Consider the following 23,656-nt stretch of genomic DNA (forward strand, 5'->3'; position numbering starts at 1 on the left):
TTCATAGCAAGTACGTAGATACAACTTTTGGGAGGATGAGTAGATGTCTTTTTTTAGCCGTTTTATGAAAAAGAATCAGCCGGAGCCGCGGCCGCTTTTTTACGATATAGTGTGTCCGTATTGCTTCACCAAGTTCTCTCCGGAGGATGTCGTCTTTCGGGCTATGCACAGCCGGGAGGACGATGAAAATTACGCATTGGGTGAGGATGACGCCTTGAACAAATACCGTGAGCGCTTCGGGCTCGATACGGTAGATGACATAGAAGCGATTATCAACCCGGCGGATATTCCGGAAGAATATCATCATTACACGGATCATGTGTTAACTGGGCTTACGGATCGTTACGGTGTGCTTACACGCAGACGGCTTTGCCCGTCCTGCCATAATGAGCTGCCGGTGACTGCCGGGAAGGTGCCAAGTAACATCATCTCGATTATCGGGGCATCCCAAGTCGGGAAATCGGTGTATATGACCTCGCTGATCCACACATTGCAGCATACTACAGCAGGTCATTTTGATGCCGCTTGTATGCCGCTTAATGCAGAGATTAGCCGTAAGTTCCGTACATTATATGAGGAACCGCTTTTTGAGCGTGGGGATCTGCTGGCTTCTACACAGAAGGAAAAAATGCAGGAGCCTTTTATCTTTCAATTTGTCTTTAAGGATGAAAATAAACCGCCACTGACACTTGTATTCTTTGATGTAGCAGGTGAGGGGATGGTGGATCAGGATTATCTTGGACTTCATGGTCAGCATATCAAGAACTCTGCGGGTATTCTGTTTATGGTCGATCCGTTGCAAATCCGTTCTATCCGTGAAAAAATTCATATTAACATCGGTGACCGCCCGGGAGAATGGGTCTCACAATATGACGAGCCGCGCGATGTGGTGCTGACGATGTTCGGTGATTTTATTGCCTATCAGGAAAAGAGCAAAACAGACATTCCAACAGCGGTTGTGCTTGCCAAAAGTGATATGCTGCATTCACTCAAGGATGAAGATGGCGATTACATCAAGTCTAACAGCAATGTGTTCAATAACTATGTTCACCGCAAAACATTAAACATGGACGAGTTCCATAATATCGACGGGGAAATTCGCAGATTTATTGGTAAGGTGGACAGACCCTTTAAAGATACGATGGATGTTTATTTCGCGAATACGGGTTATTTTGCAGTATCTGCGTTGGGCAGCAACCCTGTGAATCAAAAGATTGAGGGTGTAGTAAGCCCGATTCGTGTAGACGAGCCTTTTATTTGGCTGCTGCATAAGCTGAAGTATATTGAGGGGAGCGACGGCCCGTGAATGTTTTCTCAGGGTCAACAATCGCCCAACAGATGTACACCCGCGAACGTCGCGGAGTGTTTCGTTCCACAGAAGGCTTCGATACGGTAGCGAAATCAGATAGTCTAGACAATAATTTTGTGAAAAAAATCCTTCATCCCTTCTGCCTCTACGATGCTCCTGCAGAGTTAACCGCGCGTGGGGAGAAGGATGAGGCTGCATATCCTGGTGCGCTGCACCTATTTCATGCCGAGAACGGGGATACAGTTATTGGGCTTAGTCGTTATCAAACGGCCGATTTCACAGGCCAACGAAGCGCTTTTTTTGCACATAACTATGTAGTTCCTGCTTCACGTTCCGAAGAAATTGTGCAGAGCTATGGAGACTGGCTGCATGCTGATTTTGCAGAGCGTTATACTGGAGAGCTTGGTGGAACCTTGCCGGAGCTGCCCTCTATTCCAGTTGTTCGCACAGACCGCAGCCCTGATCCAATCGCAGGCTTACGCTTGTTAGGGATTGATGAAGGGATATTCAAGGCGTTATTGCAAGCGCTGATGCTCTCTGTAGCAGGTAAGAAAAAAATCTACGTGGCTCTAAACGTACCTATCACCGAGTTGTCTGCGCGGGCGGTGGAACTTACAGAAATTCTGTATAGCGTGCTGCCGTATGAATTCCGCCGTAGATTAGGCGTGATTACCTATGCGAATGAACCGCAAAGCCGTAAATATATACATCTTAGCTTTGTGGAAAAAGGTTCACTTCGTCCCGGTGACCGCAGTATTGAGAAGGATTATACCTTTGATTTGGCTTCCGGACGGATGGGGAATGTCGATTTTGGCGAGACCCGCCAGCCTTATGCTGATTTGGTGTGGAAGCTATTACTGCTGAATCCAGGAGATATTAACGACTTCGTAAGCTTCGCCGATCAGATTCTGCGTGGAGAGAGTCCTGAGCACAAGCTAACCCTTTCTTTCTATAATGAGCTGGCTATATTTTATGAGATTGAGCAAGGGAACGAGCATTTATATACGGAAAACAAGAGTGCGGTGCTAAGTGGTTTGCTTTCTTACCTTAAACCAGACGGAGCAATTCATTCTAGAATCCGCTTGAATGATATTTTCTTAGAACGGTTTGACCGGGAATTTGATCTGATTCGGCAAAGAAATGTGCCAGATCCGGCGATTATGGAATGCTTTAAAGAGTATTTTGTACTTAAAGATCACAATTACAGGGTCAGAATCGTGGATTATTTCATCAATGGGATGCTTCATAGTGTGGAAGCGGGCCGCAAGGATATTTTGAGTGCTGCTTACGGGATCATTGAGAGTAATGATGAGTTAAGTGCAGCTTACTTCCAGCGCGTGATGTCTGAAACTTATTTCCGTAAGCAGCTACTTGAGCCTTATATGGAATCAAGACTAGCTGCGGCGTCCAGATCTGCGGATATTCTGAGCTTTGTGCTCCATTGGGGGCGGTTCCTGCCAGTGGCGTTAGAGCAGTCTTTTGCTCAAAATGCTGTGAAGGATTATTTGCTAGAAAAGCTCCAGCTGGAGCATGATCCGGTGGCTTCTGTGGCGGAAATTCATGAAATTGTAGATAAGGCAGAAAAAGATCGCCGCAAAGGAACAGGAGTTGCTCCTAAGGCACTCTCCCTAATGCAGGATCTTGCTGCTTCAGCAGATAGATTCTTACTGAACCGCTTATCGCTTTCTGATATGACGCAGGAGGAGCTTCTGGAGGTAGTTTTTTTACGGTATGGTAATGTTGTCGATTGGCAGCCGCCACTGGATAGGATTAGCAAGCAGAAAGAGAATGCGCTGCGTGCCGCTTACCGCTGGTTTGGTGAAGAGAAGCCGAATGAGGAGATTTTTACAGGATTGTCTCCGCAGGAACTAGACGATGTGCAGCTACTGGGTCGTCGTTTGCTAAAAGAGGCGCGTGTTCTGGAACCCTTTGAACGGCTTCCGCTAGCCTTTTACTATACAACTCAGCGTGAAAGGGGTCCGCTGGATTACGATGCGCTTCTGGAGCTGTTAAAGCGTAAAGCCGGTTCCGACAAAGAAATCATCTATCGGTTTTTTGCTTGGTCGCAAGGCAATCCTTTATTTACGGTTTCGAATAAAAAGCTGCAACCGGGTTACCGTAAGGCGATTCTGAAGTATTTCCTGAGCAGTGATCGTGAAGCGTTCAAGAATCGGGAATTCCGAAAGAACTATGTCGCGGCAGCTCGGCCTGCTCTGCAAAATGTGTACAATGAAGCCCGCTCCCAACTGGCTTCCCCGCTGGCGCGCTGGATCAGCCGCAGCCGATTTCGACTCTTAATCTCCGGCTCCATTACGGGTATTCTGGTGATTATTGCAATTATCGTATTCAGTATGCTGCGTCCGGATGATACGAAGACGGCTCTGCCGGGGACAAGCCCTGAGCCGACCCCTGTTCAGAGTGCAGGCAATATGCTGCCTCCGGCTTCAGTATACTTGAAGGATCAGAGCGTCGAAGGAGATAAGGGGAGCAGCATATTGGTGTTCACCTTCGCAAGTGCAGATGACTGTGTGCAGTTTAAACCGACTGAGGTTAGTTTAATGTCTTCGTCTACAGAGATAGATAAAAGCTTTAAGGTCGCTGCTACAAATGGGACTTGTCCAGTGCCGTCAACGGATGGGACGGATGAGGGAAACGCTGCTGACGAGTCAGATGCCGCTGGCACTACTGGAGGAACAGCAGAAGGTGCAGACTCTACTAACGCTGTAGCTGATGCTTCTCCGTCCACTACGCCTTCCTCTGATACTGAGAACAGCACTGGGTTGCCTTCCGCAACAGCTGTGACTGAAGGTGAACAACCTTCCTATCAGGTTGAGGTTACATTGGAGTCTGGAGCGACAATTCTAGAGAAAAGTATGATCAAAGCCGGAAGATTTACATTGATCGTAGATCCCGATCCTAATATTCCACCAGCTTCTGATTCAAGTGCTGAACCCTCCCCGACTGCAAGTCCGGATGGAACAGTCGAATAACAAGCTTTCTGAACAGCAATAACTACCGGAAGGTGGCGTATTGCTGTTCATTTTTTTGCTGCCCATACTAAGCTTTTCTATAGACATGCTATGTATTAATAGATATGATTATGGATGTCAAAATAAGATACTACATACTGGAAAAGGTGCAGACTCTATCAATCTAGTCGTCTGCTTAAAAGGGAAGTCCGGTGCAAGAGTCCGGCGCGGTCCCGCCACTGTATGTGCGGAGCGTTTCTTCTATAAGCCACTGCCCCGAAGGTAGGGTGGGAAGGTGAAGAACAGCGATGAAGCATTAGCCAGGAGACCTGCCTTTTTCGTGAGCGTTTCTATTCTTCGTGGGGTAAGAATGTGGAACATATACAGATGGACTGTTGGCAGGAAACAAGCGCCGCAGCCTCAATTTGTAATCTTCCCTGACCGCCCTCCAAAGGGGCGGTCTTTATGTTATGCGTCTTATTCCCGGCAGTACCCATTCTTATACAGAAAGAGGTTAAACAATGAAGAAAATCATGTCTTCCAAGTTTGTAGCACTTGGGCTGGCCTTATTCATGGTCATTTCAATTCTAGGAACATCTCTTGCTCCGGCGGGACAAATATTTGCAGAAGCGAGCGCTGGCGCCGGTCTGGAGGCAACTGCCGCGGAGCGGATTAATGTTGCGGATGCGACTTATGCGGCTGCAGAATATCTCTTGAAAGGTGGCGTGCAATCGGATTGGCAAGCCATTGGATTAGCGCAAGCAGGGTACAAGCTGCCGGCTAGTTACCTTTCAGAGCTTGAGAAAAAAGTAAAGGATGCATCTGGCGATTTCACCAATGTAACCGATTATGCTCGAATCGTGCTCGCAGTGAGAGCGATTGGTGCAGATCCTACTAGCTTTGCTGGTAACGGAACGACTCCTGGCTATAATCTGATTGAGAAAATTTATAATAATAGCAAGATCAGTGAACAGACGCTTAATAATCCGGTATATGCTTTACTTGCGCTGGATTCTGGTAAATATAATATCCCAAGTGACGCGAAATGGACGGCGGATAAGCTCCTTACGGAGATTCTCTCCAAACAGAATCCGGATGGGGGCTTTGCACTAACCTCAGGCGCAAGTGAGCCTGATATGACAGCGATAACCTTGACGGCTCTGGCGGCACATAAAAATAATCCCGAAGCCTACTTAGCAGGGCTACAAGCCGTAGCTTGGTTATCTGCAGCTCAAGATAGCCATGGGGGTTACGGTGACAGTGCTGAAAGTAGCGCACAAGCAATCCTTGGACTCACATCCTTCGGAGTTGATCCTAGTGGATTAGAATACACCAAAAACAAAGTGGATCTAATGGAGAACCTGCTTAGCTATCGTCTAGCTGATGGTAGCTTCACCCATAGCCGTGGTGGAAGCAGTAATATTCTGGCGACAGAGCAAGGGCTTCAGGCGCTGGTTGCCTATAATTTGCTGTATAAAGGAAGCAACAGTAAGCTATACGATTTTTCCAAATCCTCCATTCAGAGCTCACTCATCTACGCCCCTGTAACGATTGAGGGACCACGGGCTACGTTGGCACAAGGGTACGCCTATGCTGGCAACGCACTTGGAGCGTTAGAGAAGCTGGCGCTTCAAACGAACTTGCCGATCACGAATCCTTCAGGCAGTTATGTGACTGGCATTGGAAATATTGTTGCTGGAAGCTTTGGTGGTTATGACGGATGGATGTATGTTGTATCACGTGACGGAAAATGGATTAATCCCGATGTAGGCATGAGTGATTTTGTACTTAAAGATTCAGATCAGGTACTGGTTTATTATGCCGGAGATGACACTAAGCTTGTGGATTCCGTTACGCTTTCCAAAGCAAATCTTAAAGAGGGCGATTCTTTTACCGTCACTGTAACTAGTAAGACGTGGAAATGGGACGCTGCTACGAACACTTCCTCTCCTGTAACTGCAAAAGCTGCGGGTGTTCAGGTCCAAATTGGAGCTCACAAGGTAACGACGAATGCTAAAGGTGAGGCCGTATTCTCAGGAAATGTGCCCGCAGGTGACTATACACTGACTGTAACTGGCTACCGTGAAGGCAAAGCCCCAACGATTGCTAAATATACAAAAGCTCTAAAAGTGATTTCTAAGAATGTAACAGCTTCGCTAACCGTTGAAGGCCCGGAAGGGTTGATTAGTGAGGGGACTTTGAAAGCCTCCAATGCCCTTGAAGCGTTGCAACAACTAGGGTCTACCGATGATTTTAAAGTAGATATCACCAAATCGTCTTATGGCAACTTTGTATCAGGTATCCATGGAGTTTCGCAAGGTACTTACGACGGATGGTGGAGCTTCGTGGTATCACGCGGCGGGGAGTGGATATATCCAAGTGTGGGTATGGATGCGTTCGAACTACAGGAATCCGATCGTGTGCTTGTCTATTATGCAGGAGAAAATACACAGGTTGTAGATGCTGTGGTGCTTTCCCCATCACACCCAAAAGCTAATGAAGCTTTTACTGTAAAGGTTTCACAGAAAAAGTGGGTGTGGAATCAGGAAAGCTTCACTTCTGATCCGGTTATCTCACCGGCTGCAGGTGTGCAGGTTTCGGTTGGTGATAAGAAGGTAATCACGAATGAACAAGGTATGGCTGTTGTTGATGGGGGTCTCCCAGCAAATAGCTATACAATAACTGTTACCGGTTATGCTAAAGATAGCGTACCGAGCGTAGCGCGTTATACTCAGTCTCTGACTGTCGGATCGTCTGTTATTGCTCCAGCAAAAGCTACCGCTACCCTCTCAGTGATTGGAGATAGCCGGAAAGGAACCATCCTAGCCAGTACAACAGTAGCTCTAAAAGAGGGCGAAACGGCTTATAGCTTACTAGTCAGTCAATTAGGGACTAAGGTAGTATCATCCGGCAACGCTGGAAGCATCTACGTGAAATCTATTGACGGGTTGGCTGAATTTGATGGAGGCCCAAGCAGCGGATGGAAGTATAAAACGAACCGGGATGCGGATCCAAGCATCAGTGCAGACAGTTATATTTTGCAGAACGGTGATACTTTGTACTGGTACTATACCTCTGGAGAATAAGGAAGAGGAAGTTTGATTAGGCGGGCACACTTGGATTCGGAGTAATAGCGGATTGGGTGCCCGCCCTTTTTATTTGAGGAAAGTCGTTTTATGACAATATATACTTTTATTCGACACAATATTTTAAAAATCATCAAACTCTTAGCCCTTCCGACCGATAAAAATAGATAGATCATAAGATAATGTGAAGGCGGAGTGTAGATGAAAAATTTGAAAGTGAAATACAAAATAGGGCTGCTTTTGGTATTCGCAGTAATTATGGTGAATGCTGTAGGGGGCATAGGCATCATCACAATGAACAAAATGGCCGAAAAGACAAATGAGACATATAATGAAAATTTATTGCCTGTTTCTTACGTAGGGCAGATGCGTACGAATAATAGGGCTATTGAATCCTATCTTTTGGAGCGTTTGATTAGCGTTGATGCCAGCAAAAACAAAGAACTTTCTGAGAGTATCCAAGTGAAGGTTCAAGATAATAATGAACTTATGAACAAGGTGAAAGCGATTCAGTATAATGATCCTGCTATTGTAAGTAAAATCAAAGAGTATGAGTCCTTTTTGCCAGATTATCGTGCACAGCGGGATAACATTATAAAGATTGCTGATAGTAATCATAATCAAGAGGCCTATAAAGTATTTTCAGGCGAATTTAACGAATCCCGTGAAAAAATGATCAATCTGCTTAAAGGAATTAGTGATTCTTTGCTTAAAGATGCTGATGAACACAATTCAGGTTCCATGGCAACCGCTAAAAGCATGCGTGTAAACAATACCATAATGATTACTTTCGCTTGGGTGATTTGTATCTTGATTAGTATTGCAATCATTCGCCTGATAACAAAACCGCTTAAAGAACTGCAAGGACTAATGAAGCGGGCAGAAGATGGAGATTTGACCGTGGTAGCAACGTACACCGCCAAGGATGAGATCGGCCAAATTAACAGTTCATTTAACAATATGCTGCAGGGCTTGCGGAAGATGATGCAAGGGATTGCAGAGAGTGCAGAACTGCTGTCAGCTTCATCGGAAGAGATGAGCGCTAGTGCTGAGCAGACCTCATTGGCTTCACAAATGATCGCTGTATCTTCTGGAGAGATTGCTGCGGGATTTGATGAACAGACAGAGAGCATTAACAGTACAACACGTTCAATAAAAGCAATGACCAATGATATTGCAGCCGTAGAGGGCAGCAGCTATGAAATGTCGGATCTAATGGGAGTAGTTTCCGGTTCATCGGATCGTGGAGTAGAGGCTGTAGACCAAATCATTGTGCAGATGAAGGAAATTGACCTCAGTGTAACTCAGAGTCAGGAGATTGTTTCTAATCTGGGGACATTGTCACAAGAGATTAATACAATTATTACAACGATTAACGGTATTGCTACACAGACGAATCTGCTTGCGCTCAACGCTTCTATAGAAGCAGCACGGGCCGGTGAGCATGGACGGGGATTTGCTGTAGTTGCTGGAGAAATTCGTAATCTGGCGGAAGCAACTAGAAATAGTTCTTTGCGGGTTACAGATATTATTACACATATCCAAAAGCAAACCGAAAGCGCAGTAGAATCCATGGCTTTGGGTACTGAGCTAGTCACCAATGGCGTAGTTCAAAGTCATCTGGTATCTCAAGCTTTTCATGAGATTCAGACTTCCATTAAAGAAGCTACCTTACAGACAGCGGAGATTAGAGAAGCGGTTGCTCATGTCGCCATGGAATCACAAGGTGTGGCAGCAGCTATGGAACAGGTCAACGTTATATCTAGTAAAGGTGCAGAAGGTGTTCAGGACACAAGTGCAGCGAGTCAGGAGCAACTATCCGCAATGGAGGAAATGTCGGCTTCAGCTCAGTATTTAGCGGTGCTCGCAGAAGATCTGCAAAAGACATTGTCCAGCTTCAAACTATAGACTTCATAATAATATTAAAACAGCAGAGCAGCGGTTCTCCAGTAACGGAGATCGCTGCTCTGCTGTTTGTGGTTATAGCAGATTGGGAGCAAGTGCGAGCCAACTGATCTCAGTTGGTCAAGGAGGAGGGATGTAAGCTGGTCTCAGTAGGTCAGGAGCGTATAGACGTAGGCTGGTTTCAGCAGGTCAGGGGGGAGAGATGTAAGTTGGTCAGCAGCTCAGGAGCGTATAGACGTAAGCTGATCTCAGCAGGTTGCGGGCAAACATATGCTATGTGATCTCCAGCGACACTAGTGGTAAGACGGAGGCGTGGAAACAATAAAAACCTTGGAGATGATCGGTATGCTCGTACCCCGTACCTCGTACCCTGTACCCTGTACCCCGTACCCCGTACCCCGTACCCCGTACCCCGTACCCCGTACCCCGTACCCCTAGTGTTCCCGGCTGATCTCTAGTTTTTCAAACACACTGTCTACTTGATATTCCCCAGTTTAAGGTCATCTGGGTCCGATGCGTGGGCTCATACCCATCCCCATATGCTATCGGACTCAGTAGCCGCTATTTGCCCATTTATCGCCTTTGTAGTGAAGTTTCGGACACCAGTGCAGCTATTGGTGTGGAAAACGCTGATAACTGGTGTTTTTTGCACCAATAGCGGCTATGAGGTCCGATAGCATACGAAATATAGCTAAATCCAGCAATTAAGGTCATCTGAGTCCGATAGCGTGGGCTCATACTCATCCCCATTTGCTATCGGACTCAGTAGCCGCTATTTGCCCATTTATCGCCTTTGTAGCAAAGTTTCGGACTCCAGTGCAACTATTGGTGTGGAAAACACTGGTAACTGGTGGTTATTGCACCAATAGCGGCTATGAGGTCCGATAGCATCCGAAATATAGCTAAATCCAGCAATTAAGGTCATCTGGGTCCGATGCGTGGACTCATACTCATCCCAACTGGTTTAGCGGACACAGCAGGCGCCCTTCGCTCATTTTGTGGCTTGGGAGTGGAGTTTAGGACTCAGCAGCCGCTATTTCCATATTTATCGCCATTGTAGCAAAGTTTCGGACACCAGTGCAGCTATTGGTGTGGAAAACGCTGATAACTGGTGGTTTTTGCACCAATAGCGGCTATGAGGTCCGATAGCATCTGAAATATAGCTAAATCCAGCAATTAAGGTCATCTGGATCCGATAGCGTGGGCCCATACTCATCCCCATAGGCTATCGGACACAGCAGACGCCATTCGCTCATTTAGTGGCTTGGGAGTGGAGTTTCGGACTACACAGTAGCCGCTATTCGCATATTTGTCGCCATAGGAGCGAAGTTTAGGACACAGCAGCCGCTATTTGCCCATTTATCGCCCTTGGAGCAAAGTTTCGGACTCCAGTGCAGCTGGTGTGGAAAACACTGATAACTGGTGTTTTTTGCACCAATAGCGGCTATGTGGTCCGATAGCACCCGAAACAGAGGCAAATCCAGCAATTAAGGTCATCTGGGTCCGATAGAAAAACTCGGGAGCATGAATGTGGTTGGATTAAACAAAAATTAGTGTTTAGTTCAAGACCAAAAAAAGAGGGAATTCCAATAGCTAGTTCACAGCTGTTGGGATTCCCTCTTGATTTTTTTGAAAAACTCAGCGTGTATCCTTCCAGAAATTCAGAGGTTTCAGATCTGAGCTAATGACGTGGAATGTATAGCCTTCTTTTTTCAATGACTCTAAGATACGCGGAAGTACTTTAAGCGTAGCTTTTTGATCATGCATCAGAATCACTGGATTGGTCTGCGATTTCTGCAGCTTATGAACCTGATTCATTACCGAATTATAGATCGTCGTACTAGCATCCTTGTATTTCCAATCCTCTGAGTCCACGTTCCAATCCCATAGATGATAACCTTGAGCCAAGACTTTATCTCTAAAGGCCTTTGTGAAATAAGGCTTGCTTCCATAAGGAGGACGAATCAGTGTAGTGCTTTGACCTGTAATCTTTTTCAAAATGGCATTATCGTTATCCATCTCTCCCAGCGCAGCCGCAGGTGAAGCATAAAACTTCTCTTTCCGGTGCGTCATTCCATGCAATGCGAGACCATGCCCTTCATTCGCAATCCGTTTCACTTGCGCAGTATGCTGGTTCATATTCGGTCCGATCATGAAAAAAGTTGCCTTCGCATCATATTTTGCCAAAATATCAAGCAATGTAGAAGTTGTAGCCGTTGGCCCATCATCAAAGGTGAGGTATACGGTCTTACCTTGCTTCCCAACAGTTGGCGTAGAAGTTCCAGGAGTTGCGGTTGGCTTCAATTCCTTTTTAAACTTACTTACAAATGTTGCATCATCTAATGTAGCCGAGCCATCTTTTACACGCAATAAATATTGATCTGCTTTAAAAGAAATTCCAAAACCAAGATAAGAGGTCAATTTCAGTGGAACCATTGTTTTTCCGTTTTTCAAAAATGTACTCATGGATATGGTCTTTCCATCGCCTAGAGTAGCTGTTGCATGATCATTCAGCAGTTTGATTGATCTGTTCTGACCTGTAACTTTTATCCCATCGCTCACTCCAGTTAGCGTTAACTTAAGTTCCTGTGATAGATCACGTAGAGGAACGTAATAGGTATCTTTTACCGAAACTGCTTCAATAGTTGTTAACTTATCGTTCACACCTAACCTAAGGGAGCCTGCACCTGCTGCATTCACTGAATCTATCGCTCGTATTGATCCGGAACCAATGAATAATACGATTAATAATAGCCATACTTTCTTTAAAGACATCGTCAAAAATCTCCTATCTATGTATATTTGTCTATTACCTTATCATACATTGATAGAATGAAATTTGAGAGATTGTAACCCCCAGCAGAATAATTTGTTACCTTTTAGAAGTTAACTGTGATTTCAACCACAATCATAAAAAGCACGCGACTCCGGCTAAATACTGGCGCATCAACAAAAAATGGTTAAAATCACCCCGTTTTGCGCAGAATAGATGTGTCTAAATTAGCAACTTTAGTAAACTATTGAACAAAGTTTGAACGGAATTTTTCAACCTATAAACAGCGCCGTTACAGTGATCTTTATCATACTATTAGAAACTTGTAACAAATTGATCACACATATTTAACTTGTTCGCCATTATTAAGGTCTTTTTTAGGATAAATGGAAAAATAAGTCTTTTGCTTTCTTCTCCATAAATTCTTACTATATATAAAGGTTAATGTTGAGGGTTAATAAAAGAAGTATTGAAGGAAGGAGCTTAAGCATGAACAAAAAGGGACCGTTATACGCTTTATTTCTCAGCCTAATTTTACTCTTGCCAGGATGCAGTTCAATCGCTGTTCTGAATCCGAAGGGGCCGGCTGCAAGAACTTTATCTGACACGATCATTCTCTCCATTGTTATGATGCTCGGCGTTCTGGCAGTTGTCTACATCTTATATGTCTTTGTGCTTTTGAAATACCGTGCTAAAAAAAGCAACGAAGATTATATTCCTCCTCACGAGGAAGGAAACAAATGGCTGGAGGCTATCTGGATTACCATTCCGATTATTATCGTGGCATTCCTCTCCGTAGTCACCGTCAAAACAACAGTAGATGTAGAAAATGTTGCAGCGGATTATAAAGATCAGAAACCGCTTGTAATTTATGCTTCCTCCTCTAACTGGAAATGGCATTTCAGCTACCCAGAAGAAGGTATCGAAACAGTAAACTACGTTAACATTCCAGTTCACCGCGCTGTAGAGTTCAGATTGTATTCTTTCGGTACGATCTCAAGTCTTTGGATCCCACAATTGGGAGGACAAAAATACGCGATGAGCGACATGATCACAACCTTGCATCTTTCAGCTGATACTGTAGGTTCTTATGTCGGAAGAAATGCGAACTTTAATGGTAAGGGTTTTGCCCACATGGAGTTTGAAACACTTGCGATGACAGATAAGGACTATCAGGAATGGGTGAAAGACGTTAAAGAAACGGCGGGTCCACTGACGGAAGATGAATTTAAAGGTCTTTTGGAAATGGAACATGTCGGACGTAAAACGTATACGAATACTCACTTATCCTTTAGCCCGCCTCCGGGAAGCCATGGTGACCATATGAGTAATGGTGGCACTGAAATGGATACGGATAACGGAAGTATGGAGCATCAGGATAATAAAGAAATTCACCCGACTCCAGCACCATCCAGCGAGACGGAATTCAACACCGAGCCTAATCCAGAACTGGATGAGCCGACACCTAGTTCTCCATTAGAAGAGAGCACAACACATGACGGACACTAGTCAATGTTAATTGAACAACTTGAAAGGAGCGATTCCTAATGGATTGGGATAAATTTAAGGTCCACGGCGAACCCCTGATATACGGAGCTATGGCAAGTATTGTTCTGGCTACAATCGGGATTATCGTCGGCCTGACCTATTTTAAAAAATGGGGATATTTATGGCGCGAATGGTTGACTACTGTTGACCACAAACGTATTGGGATTATGTATATCCTCGCTGCATTGCTTATGCTTTTCCGCGGCGGCGTTGACGCTATTATGATGAAGCTGCAAACAGCAGCCCCGGACATGAAATTTCTTGACGCACAGCATTACAACGAGGTATTTACAACACACGGCTTGATTATGATCCTTTTTATGGCCATGCCGTTTATTATCGGTCTGATGAATGTTATCGTTCCGCTGCAAATCGGTGCTAGAGACGTTGCCTTCCCGCGTCTGAATGCTGTCAGCTTCTGGCTCTTCTTCTTTGGAGCTATGCTGCTTAACATTTCGTTTGTTATCGGGGGATCGCCAGATGCTGGTTGGTCCGCATATTTCCCGCTAGCAAGTCTAGAGTTCAGTCCAACGGTGGGTAATAACTATTACTCGCTCGCACTACAAATTTCAGGTATTGGTACGCTCCTCACAGGCGTTAACTTTATTGTAACGATTCTGAAAATGCGTGCACCAGGCATGAAGTTGATGAAAATGCCGATGTTTACTTGGTCCGTATTGATCACCAACGTAATTATCGTATTCGCATTCCCTGTGCTTACGGTTGCACTCGCGTTGATGATGTTCGACCGGTTGTTCGGCTCTCAATTCTTCACGATGGCCAATGGCGGTATGGATATGTTATGGGCCAACCTGTTCTGGGTATGGGGTCACCCTGAAGTATATATCGTTGTCTTACCGGCATTCGGTATTTATAGTGAAATTATCGCCACCTTCTCTAAAAAGAACCTGTATGGATATACATCCATGGTATTCAGTATGTTGATCATTTCCCTCTTGTCCTTCCTAGTATGGGCTCACCATTTCTATACAATGGGTCAAGGTGCTATGGTTAACAGCTTCTTCTCGATTACAACCATGGCCATTGCCGTACCAACAGGTGTGAAAATATTTAACTGGCTATTTACCTTACGAAAAGGGCGAATAACCTTTACGACACCTATGCTATACACCCTGGCCTTTATTCCGATCTTTACGATTGGTGGGGTAACAGGTGTCATGTTGGCTATGGCCAGTGCCGATTACCAGTACCATAATACGATGTTCCTGGTTGCCCATTTCCACTACGTTCTTATTCCGGGTGCGGTCTTCGCCGTTATCGCAGGGTTCCATTACTGGTTCCCTAAAGTATTCGGTTTCCGTCTGAATGAACGTCTTGGCAAGCATGCCTTCTGGTGGATTATCATTTCCTTTAACGTATCGTTCTTCCCGCTGTTTATTCTCGGACTTAAGGGTATGACCCGCCGACAATACACCTATTCTGCGGATACCGGATTTGGCCCGCTGAGTATGGTCTCATTCGTAGGTGCGATCGGTCTCGCTATTGGATTTGTAATCCTGGTTTATAACATTTACTGGAGTACTCGTTACGAACCAAGAGATACTGATGGAGATCCGTGGGATGCACGTACTTTGGAATGGGCAACGAAAAGCCCGATTCCAGCTTACAACTTCGCAGTGGTTCCAAATGTCAAAACACGCGATGCTTACTGGTCTGCTAAACAAGATAAAGTACCACTTTTTGAAGATAAGATTACTAAGATTCATATGCCTAGCAACACAGGAAAACCATTTGTTCTGGGTGTTATCTTCTTCATTGCAGGGTTCTCTCTGGTCTTCAGTCTTTGGATTCCAGCGATCCTCTCTGGAGTAGGTATCCTCATTGTTCTAGCTGCTATGTCCTTTGATCGGGATCACGGATTCTACATCCCAGCAGAAGAAGTTATTGCTACTGAAAAGAAATTGCGGGGTGAGACAGTATGAAAATAGATGCGTCTAAGCCGCTTGAATACTCAACAGAAGAGAATAGTAATAAAATCTTTGGCTTCTGGGTTTTTCTAGGAGCGGAGATTGCACTGTTCGCTACGTTGTTCACTGTTTATTTTGTAATGGTAGACCGTTTTGCCAGCGGCCCTAGCGGGCCGGATCTTTTCGAAATTGGTCCAGTAATGATCGAAACATTGCTGCTGCTGACAAGTTCGTTCACGATTGGTCTTGCAGTTCATGCCATGCGGCATGGTTACCAAAAAGCCATGATGGTCTTTTTCGGACTAACCCTTCTAATGGGCCTCGGCTTCCTTGGTATTGAAATCACGGAGTTTGTCACTTATGTTCACGAAGGGGCTACACTTCAAACCAGTGGTTTCCTATCCAGTCTTTTTGTACTGCTGGGAACACACGGAGCTCACGTATCGTTCGGGTTCCTGTGGGGTGCGGCTATTCTAATCCAGTTGAAGCGTCAAGGTATTAATCCGGCTACGGCCAATAAATCCTTTATCTTCTCGCTGTACTGGCATTTCTTGGACGTTGTCTGGATCTTTATTTTCAGCTTCGTCTATCTGAAAGGACTGATGTAGCATGATGAAGCAATTGTTTCCAATTCGCCATGTGATGGGTTTCTTAGCCTCTCTTGTCCTTTCTGTGGCTGCACTTGCTGTAATCTACCTTGATCTATCCAACACTGCGAACATGGCTATCCTGCTTGTTACAGCCCTCATTCAGGCTTCCTTGCAGCTCTTCCTGTTCATGCATATTGGTGAATCAGCAGATACCAAGAAAGAACTTTACATCAATATCGCCTATGCCTTATTCGTTGGTCTAGTTACGATATTCGGTACGCTCTTCATCTTCGTATGGGGCTGGTATGCTTAATTACAGACACTAATACTCAAAGGGACGTCTCTAAAGCCAAAATGGCTTAGGGGCGTCTCTTTTTTTTGCGTTTATTTAGGAGGTTTGTTGTAGCGGATGCCCGGAAATGTGCGCCTTTCTAGGCAATAGCTGCACTGGAGTCCGGAACTTCGCTCAATAGGCGAAAAATGTGCAAATAGCGTCATCTGGGTCCGAAAGCTACGGGGGAGATAAGGGGGGGCGGCGCGATCGGACTCAGAGGAGCTTATAAGCTAAAAACAGCAGCGTTTGAGTCCGAAAGCCCCGTGAGACAAGGTCGGCTTGGCGCGATCGGACTCAGATGATCTTAAAAGCGGGAAACAGCGGCGTTTGGATTGGTAACGGACCCCAAAGTCGTTATTGGTGTAAAAGGCGCCCGAAATGAGCGTCTTTTTGGGCAATAGCTGCATAGGAGTCCGAAACTTCGCTCAAAAGGCGAAGAATGTGCGAATAGCGTCATCTGAGTCCGAAAGCCAGGGGGATGAGGATGGCACAACGCTGTCGGACTCAGGTGACCTTAAAAGCTGGAATCAACGGTATCTAGAATTCTAAGGGACCCCATAGCCACTATTGGTGTGAAAAATGCCCCAAATGAGCATCTTTCTTGACAATAGCTGCACTGGAGTCCGGAACTTCGCTCAAAAGGCGGAAAGTGTGCGAATAGCGTCATCTGGGTCCGAAAGCTACGGGGGAGATAAGGGGGGGCGGCGCGATCGGACTCAGATGATCTTAAAAGCGGGAAACAGCGGCGTTTGGAGTGGTAACGGACCACAAGGTCGTTATTGGTGTAAAAGGCACCCGAAATGAGCGTCTTTTTGGGCAATAGTTGCAACTGAGTCCGAAACTTCGCTCAAAAGACGAAAAATGTTCGAATAGCGTCATCTGAGTCCGAAAGCTACGGGGGATGAGGATGGCACGGCGCTGTCGGACTCAGGTGACCTTAAAAGCGGGAAACAGCGTCATTTGGAGTTGTAACGGACCTCAAAGCCGCTATTGGCATGAAAAACGCCCCAAATGAGCGCCTTTCTAGGCAATAGTTGCACTGGAGTCCGGAACTTCGCTCAATAGGCGAAAAATGTGCGAATAGTGGCATCTGGGTCCGAAAGCTAGCGGGGATAAGGGGGCTCGGCGCGATCGGACTCAGGTGAGCTTAAAAGCATGAAACAGCGTCATTTGGAGTTGTAACGGACCTCAAAGCCGCTATTGGCATGAAAAACGCCCCAAATGAGCGTCTCTCTAGGCAATAGTTGCACTGGAGTCCGAAACTTCGCTCAAAAGGCGGATAATGTACGAATAGCGTCATCTGAGTCCGAAAGCCACGGGGGATGAGGTTGGCTCGGAGCTGTCGGACTCAGATGAGCTTATAAGCAGGAATCAGCGTCATCAGGGTCCTAAAACTACTGTGGATGAGGTTGGCTCGGCGCGATCGGACGTAATTTTGATTAATAGCAAGAGATAGATAGATCCCCGAAGGAAAATCTTGGGGATGTTTTTGTTGACATATAAATAAAACTGTATTAATAATAGTAGTACAGTTAGTACACATCATAATGGATTTAATGCAAGATAGTGGAAGGAGGAAGGTTATGTTCGAACTGGACGTTCGTAGTCGGAAGCCGATTTATGAGCAGCTGACCGATAAGGTCAAGGAGATGATTCTGCATGGTATTTTGCAGACGGATGAACAGCTACCTTCTGTAAGGACGTTATCCCAGCAGCTAACCGTGAATCCCAATACGATTCAGAAGGCTTACCGTGAATTGGAACGTGAGGGGTATATCTATTCATTACAGGGGAAAGGAAGTTTTGTAGCCCCGATGAAAAAAGAACAAAATGCGATCAAAAAAGCGGAAGTCCGGAACGAGTTGCTGAGGCTGATGGCGGAGGCGGTATACCTTGGGTTCACCGCAGCTGAGATTAGTTCTTTGTACCAACAAGTGGAGAAGCAAAGAGAAGGAGGGAAGAGTGATGATTGAGATTCGGGGAGTCAGCAAGTTATTTCAAGGCGAGAAGGCAGTCGACGATATCTCTTTAACGGTACATAAAGGAACAATTTATGGGCTGCTCGGCTCTAATGGCGCGGGTAAAACTACGCTGCTCAAAACATTGGCGGGCATCTACTCTCCAGATAAGGGGACCGTGCGGGTGGATGGTGAAGCGGTATTCGAACACCCGACGACTAAGCAACGGGTTATTTTTATGCCGGATGCTCCTTACTTTTTCCCACAATCCACCATGCTGCAAATGGCGGCCTTCTATCGCTCGATTTATCCGAGCTGGAATCAGAAGCGTTTTGAAGATTTGGGAACCGTATTTCAGCTCGATAAAAAACGCAAACTCAGTCGTTTCTCCAAAGGGATGCAGCGGCAAGCGTCATTTTGGTTATGTTTAAGCTGTATGCCGGATGTGCTGATTATGGATGAACCGATTGACGGATTAGATCCGGTGATGCGGCGTCAGATCAAAAACCTGCTATTTCAGGAGGTTGCTGAACGCGAGTTGACGGTAATCATTTCTTCCCATAACCTTCGTGAGATTGAAGATCTGTGCGATCATGTCGGGATTATGCATGGTGGGAAGATGTTGATTGAGAAGGATCTGGATGATCTTAAGGCGGATACACATAAGATTCAAGTGGTGTTCCGAGATGAACGGCATGAGATTCCGTTAGCTGCCAAGTTACAAGTTCTGCATCAAGAGCGCCGGGGAAGTGTGAACCTATATATTGTAAAAGGGGATCGTGAACGGATCAAAGCGGCTTTTCAGGTGTACGAGCCATACGTATTCGATTTGCTTCCATTAACGTTAGAAGAGATCTTTATTTATGAAATGGGGGATGTCGGATATGATGCGCAGCCATTACTACTTTAATAGCAGTATTTTTCGCCAGAACTTCCGCCAGCATGGCTGGATAGGGATTATATATGCACTCGGCTTATTATTTGCACTTCCATTACAGCTCTTCATGAGCAGCAATCCGGATGCAAAACCGCAGGAAGTTGATCATTTATTTCGCATAGCTGGTAGTGTGCAAGCCTTGTTTATCATTACGATCCCAGTTGCCGCAGGACTATTCTTATTCCGATACCTTCAGGCAAAATCACCTGCAGATCTTTGGCATAGCCTGCCTTTACGCAGAGAGCATATATTTACAGCTCATCTGACGAATGGACTTACCTTACTATTGCTGCCTGTTTGGTTAACTGCTGGGGTGGTTGCCGTTGTTAAGCCGTGGAGTGGTAATTTTTATATTTTTCAAGGCGCAGATATTTGGCAATGGTGTATTACAGTTAGTATTCTGACTTTGTTCCTCTTTTGCTTTAGTGTTTTTGTGGGAATATGTACGGGCCAATCTATTCTTCAGGGAATTATCATTTATATTTTGCTTATTCTTCCTGCTGTACTGATCTCATTAATCCACAGCCATTTAGCTATGTATCTTTATGGATATGCAAATGCAAACTCTAACTTGCGTGATTCTATTTCGCAGATATGGTCTCCTTTTGTTCATATCGTGTATTATTTTACCGGCAAACCCTTCACCAATACAGAATTATGGATTTATGGGGTATTGGCACTTCTATTTATCGGGTTGTCGTACCTGTTATACCGTAAACGTAATACGGAAAAAGCGGGTCAGGCTATTGCCTTTGGATATTTCAACCCACTGTTTAAAGCAGGGGTTATGTTATGTGCCATGCTTATTGCCGGTAATTATTTTGCGCAAATGAAGCAACAGCAAATGGGCTGGGTGATTGGTGGATATGCCATCGGAGCCATTATTGGTTATGTTGCCGCAGAAATGATTGTTCGGAAAACATGGCAGATTATGACGCGTAAAATGGTAGCTGAGTTTGCAGTTTATGCGGTAATGATAGGGTTACTTCTGTATATCCCGGTATCAAGTGTTACGGGGTATGAAGCCAGAGTGCCTTCCGGTGATAAGATTAGCGGTGTATATATGGGAGCTAACTACCGGTTGTATGCCCCAACGGATGATTTGTACACTACACCCTACATGGGGCAGAACCCTTTTTCCGATGATAAAGATTATATAGAAGCTGTCCGTAAACTCCATCAAGCGGTAGTTGCGGTACGTCCAGAACTTACCTCACAACAATACGTTTATGAATATTTTACTCTGGCTTATCAATTGGAGAATGGTCACAAGCTAGTGAGGGAATACTGGATCCCTAATAAGGGGTTTGAATCAGAGCTCAAGGCGGTTAAGGATACCGAAGCTTACAAGTATGAAAAGTATAATTTAGCTCTCTTAGACAAAGACCTGGATTATATGTGGGTTACTAACAGGAATAAAAAAGTAGCGATCTCTGATCCCGGGGAAATTTTAGAGCTAAAGGAGATTATCAAACGCGAAATTTTGAATATGTCCTACGAAGTACAGATAGATAAGGATGGAATACCTGATGTGGCTAATATCCAAATAGAGGTAAAGGCAAAAGAGGACAGCAATCAAGTTTCTTCAAGTTATGGTTATAATTATCCATGGAAATCTTCTTTCCATGAGCTTGAAAAGTGGATGAACGAAAAAGGTTATGCCGATAAAATACAAATAACAGCTGAAGATATCCAATCGGCAGAGATTATAAAAGATGATTATATGGACGAGCAAACACCTAAGAACCCTACTAGTCCTGAACAAAGAGTAGCGCTTGCACGCGAAAAGAATCGTACGGCTGTTACGAAGGATAAGACATTATTAACAGATATTTTGGACCATCATTTCCATTATGGTGTTGAGAATGGCAACTACATTGTGAAGTTGATGTACAAAGAGGGTTATAGCGATTTCGTAATGTTAAAAGAATCGGATATGACGCCTGAATTGAAAGCATTGCTGAAATAAGTTAAGAATAAGTTTAGAATAAGGTAAGTAAAAGATTACAGATAAAAGACTACTGGTTGACATAAACTGGATAGTTGGATTATGCTTTTGGAGATAGGAGAAGGATGAAATGGAACTTTTAGGTCAGCCTCTGAACCAGTATATTCGTTCCGGTAAAATAACATCGCTGTATTAACTGGTAAGGAGTTTTGTATTTAGGTGAAGCCCGACCATGGACGATAGAGTCCATGGTCTTTTTTGCATAGTAAGAGGTAATACATGGATGTGTGATTGCTGTAATGCCTCTGGAATCTGCTTCGAAGAGATCCTTTACTGTAGAATAATATAAATAGGAAAAATTGAGGTGAAAATATAATGTTAAGCAATACAGCGGAAGTGTCGTTAAGTAAATTTATGACTAAGCTGCTTCGGCATACCCCGGAGCAATATGGTCTTATTTTGGATCCAGAGGATGGTTCCTGTAGGTTGGATGATTTACTGTTTGTTATTGTAAGCACTCCTAGATGGTCAGAGGTGACTGTGGGAGATATTCGGCAAGTGGTTGCAGGTTGCGACAAGCAACGATTGGAAATCGTTGATGACCGGATCAAAGCCCGGTACGGGCATAGCCACACAAAAATCACTTATGAGCCGGGGACTCCGCCTGCTATACTTTTTCACGGAACTCATTCTGGTGTGCTTTCTGTGATTTTGGAGGAGGGGCTCCAATCGATGGGACGGCAGTATGTTCATTTGTCTGAAGGGACTCATTTTGCCAGTTTAGCCGGAAGTCGCAGAGGGAAATTGATATTGTTAACCGTTGATACGATTAGAGCGGGTCAAATGGGTGTAACCTTTTATAAGGCGGGTAATAAGGTATGGTTGGCAGGTCATATACCGCCTTCCTGTCTTAAGGTGTACCCCGTAAGTTGAACTAGATCGACGTTTGGTCAGGAGGCATAATAACATGGATGAAATTCCAGATCACTTAGATCACGGATTACAGATTGTATTTATTGGATTCAATCCTAGTATCCGTTCTGGCGAGGTAGGACATCATTACGCGAATCCGCGGAATAATTTCTGGAGAATATTACATCAGTCTGGACTTACTCCCCGGTTGTATGATGCGTCTGAGGATGGGGACTTGCTTAAGCTGGGCTATGGGTTTACAAATATTGTTGCCCGTCCCACACGGGGAATCGACGATATTACTCGTGAAGAATACCAGGAGGGTCGGGAAATGCTTCGCTCCAAGCTGGAGAAATATCGGCCTCAAGTCGCCTGTTTTGTAGGTAAGGGTGTGTATACAGAGTTTAGCCGCAGAACAAAAGCTAACTGGGGATTTCAAGGGGACGTGCCTCCAAAGGTAGATGGTGTCCGTGAATTTGTTGCACCCTCTTCTAGCGGATTAGTTAGAATGCCGATGGAAGAGATAGTTGGGATTTATCGCAGATTAGCCGAGTTTACGCAAGAGAACGATGGGTGATTGATGTATTTGGAGTTAGGGTGCTAAAGGACACAGGAGTCGCTAAAAGTAACAAATCACTCTAATTTGCGTGCTATCGGACTCCGATGCAGCTATTGGGTGGAAATAGACTGAATATGAGTCCATTTTGGGTAGATAGCGTCTCTGGAGTCCGAAAACACGACTAAATGGCCGAAAATCCACGAATAACGGCGCCTGAGTCCGTAAGGATAAAGGCTGGGGAGTTCGCTGTAGATCTCTGTGGATCTCTGTAGATCTCTGTAGATCCCGTAGACCCCGCAGATCCCGCAGATCTCCGTAGATCGCAACTGTTCCAACCAGCAGCAGAGTGTAGGTTAGAAAGACTGAGCAGTAATGCTGCAAATGGAGCTAAAGGACACAGGAGTCGCTAAAAGTAACAATTCACTCTTATTTGTGCGCTATCGGACACTAATGCAGCTATTGGGTGGAAATTGACTGAATATGAGTCCATTTTGGGTAGATAGCGTCTCTGGAGTCCGAAAACACCACTAAATGGCCGAAAATCCACGAATAACGGCGCCTGAGTCCGTAAGAGTAAAAGCTGGGGAATTGGCCATTGATCTCCGTAAATCCGTAAATCCGTAGACCCCGCAGATCCCGTAGATCGTAACTCTTCCCACTAGCAGCAGAGTGTAGGTTAGAAAGACTGAGCAGTAACGCTGCAAATGGAGCTAAAGGACACAGGAGTCGCTAAAAGTAACAAGTCACTCTAATTTGTGTGCTATCGGACTCCAATGCAGCTATTGGGTGGAAATTGACTGATTATGAGTCCATTTTGGGTAGATAGCGTCTTTGGAGTCCGAAAACACCACTAAATGGCCGCAAATCCACGAATAACGGCGCCTGAGTCCGTAAGGATAA

The 23,656-nt window shown here is 45.0% G+C and carries 14 protein-coding genes and 1 riboswitch; of the genes, 13 read left to right on the plus strand and 1 reads right to left on the minus strand.

The annotated features are described in order from the left end of the window. Positions 1–43 precede the first annotated feature (43 nt). The 4 genes from NST58_RS05105 (at position 44) to NST58_RS05120 (ending at position 9,272) form a co-directional block, all read left to right on the plus strand. Complete coding sequence (locus NST58_RS05105; protein ID WP_076129587.1) at positions 44–1,306, plus strand: hypothetical protein; 1,263 nt, start codon at positions 44–46, stop codon at positions 1,304–1,306. Beyond that, positions 1,303–4,299 carry a glycosyltransferase gene (locus NST58_RS05110; protein WP_339246577.1) on the plus strand — a complete coding sequence of 999 codons (2,997 nt, stop codon included), beginning with the start codon at positions 1,303–1,305 and terminating at the stop codon, positions 4,297–4,299. Before NST58_RS05105 ends, NST58_RS05110 begins: the two co-directional genes overlap by 4 nt. A 127-nt stretch (positions 4,300–4,426) precedes the next feature. Next, positions 4,427–4,630: riboswitch (cobalamin riboswitch) on the plus strand. A 169-nt stretch (positions 4,631–4,799) separates the two neighbouring features. Continuing rightward, the gene (locus NST58_RS05115; protein WP_339246579.1) at positions 4,800–7,364 is read left to right on the plus strand and encodes a DUF4430 domain-containing protein; all 2,565 of its coding nucleotides are present in this window, start codon (positions 4,800–4,802) and stop codon (positions 7,362–7,364) included. Positions 7,365–7,565: 201 nt separating this feature from the next. Next, the gene (locus tag NST58_RS05120) at positions 7,566–9,272 is read left to right on the plus strand and encodes a methyl-accepting chemotaxis protein (protein WP_076276826.1); all 1,707 of its coding nucleotides are present in this window, start codon (positions 7,566–7,568) and stop codon (positions 9,270–9,272) included. 1,635 nt (positions 9,273–10,907) lie between these two features. On the opposite strand, the gene NST58_RS05125 is transcribed toward NST58_RS05120, so the two are convergent. Continuing rightward, positions 10,908–12,044, minus strand: a complete 1,137-nt coding sequence (locus tag NST58_RS05125) for a polysaccharide deacetylase (protein ID WP_076129583.1) — start codon at positions 12,042–12,044, stop codon at positions 10,908–10,910. 487 nt (positions 12,045–12,531) lie between these two features. Between NST58_RS05125 and qoxA the strand changes: the two genes are divergently transcribed. The 9 genes from qoxA to NST58_RS05170 all read left to right on the plus strand — a co-directional run bounded on the left by qoxA (position 12,532) and on the right by NST58_RS05170 (position 22,774). After that, positions 12,532–13,551: a cytochrome aa3 quinol oxidase subunit II gene (gene qoxA, locus NST58_RS05130; RefSeq protein ID WP_036680822.1), complete on the plus strand. Its 1,020-nt coding sequence runs from the start codon at positions 12,532–12,534 to the stop codon at positions 13,549–13,551. Positions 13,552–13,589: 38 nt separating this feature from the next. Then, positions 13,590–15,533, plus strand: coding sequence for a cytochrome aa3 quinol oxidase subunit I (gene qoxB / locus NST58_RS05135; protein WP_076129582.1), 1,944 nt, complete (start codon positions 13,590–13,592; stop codon positions 15,531–15,533). Further along, positions 15,530–16,126, plus strand: coding sequence for a cytochrome aa3 quinol oxidase subunit III (qoxC, locus tag NST58_RS05140; protein ID WP_042124373.1), 597 nt, complete (start codon positions 15,530–15,532; stop codon positions 16,124–16,126). Before qoxB ends, qoxC begins: the two co-directional genes overlap by 4 nt. A gap of 4 nt (positions 16,127–16,130) precedes the next feature. Then, complete coding sequence (qoxD, locus tag NST58_RS05145) at positions 16,131–16,421, plus strand: cytochrome aa3 quinol oxidase subunit IV (protein ID WP_036680878.1); 291 nt, start codon at positions 16,131–16,133, stop codon at positions 16,419–16,421. 1,604 nt (positions 16,422–18,025) lie between these two features. After that, positions 18,026–18,415: a GntR family transcriptional regulator gene (locus NST58_RS05150; protein ID WP_036680827.1), complete on the plus strand. Its 390-nt coding sequence runs from the start codon at positions 18,026–18,028 to the stop codon at positions 18,413–18,415. Next, on the plus strand, positions 18,408–19,310 hold the full coding sequence (locus NST58_RS05155) for an ABC transporter ATP-binding protein (protein ID WP_076302831.1): 903 nt from the start codon (positions 18,408–18,410) through the stop codon (positions 19,308–19,310). Before NST58_RS05150 ends, NST58_RS05155 begins: the two co-directional genes overlap by 8 nt. Beyond that, the gene (locus tag NST58_RS05160) at positions 19,264–21,306 is read left to right on the plus strand and encodes a hypothetical protein (RefSeq protein WP_339246581.1); all 2,043 of its coding nucleotides are present in this window, start codon (positions 19,264–19,266) and stop codon (positions 21,304–21,306) included. Before NST58_RS05155 ends, NST58_RS05160 begins: the two co-directional genes overlap by 47 nt. Positions 21,307–21,660: 354 nt before the next feature. Continuing rightward, positions 21,661–22,218, plus strand: coding sequence for an RNA 2'-phosphotransferase (locus tag NST58_RS05165; protein ID WP_248547927.1), 558 nt, complete (start codon positions 21,661–21,663; stop codon positions 22,216–22,218). Between the two features lie 34 nt (positions 22,219–22,252). Beyond that, the gene (locus tag NST58_RS05170) at positions 22,253–22,774 is read left to right on the plus strand and encodes a mismatch-specific DNA-glycosylase (protein ID WP_076129577.1); all 522 of its coding nucleotides are present in this window, start codon (positions 22,253–22,255) and stop codon (positions 22,772–22,774) included. Positions 22,775–23,656: the final 882 nt, after the last annotated feature.

Source organism: Paenibacillus sp. FSL R10-2796, assembly GCF_037965315.1.
Classification (GTDB): domain Bacteria; phylum Bacillota; class Bacilli; order Paenibacillales; family Paenibacillaceae; genus Paenibacillus_AQ; species Paenibacillus_AQ odorifer.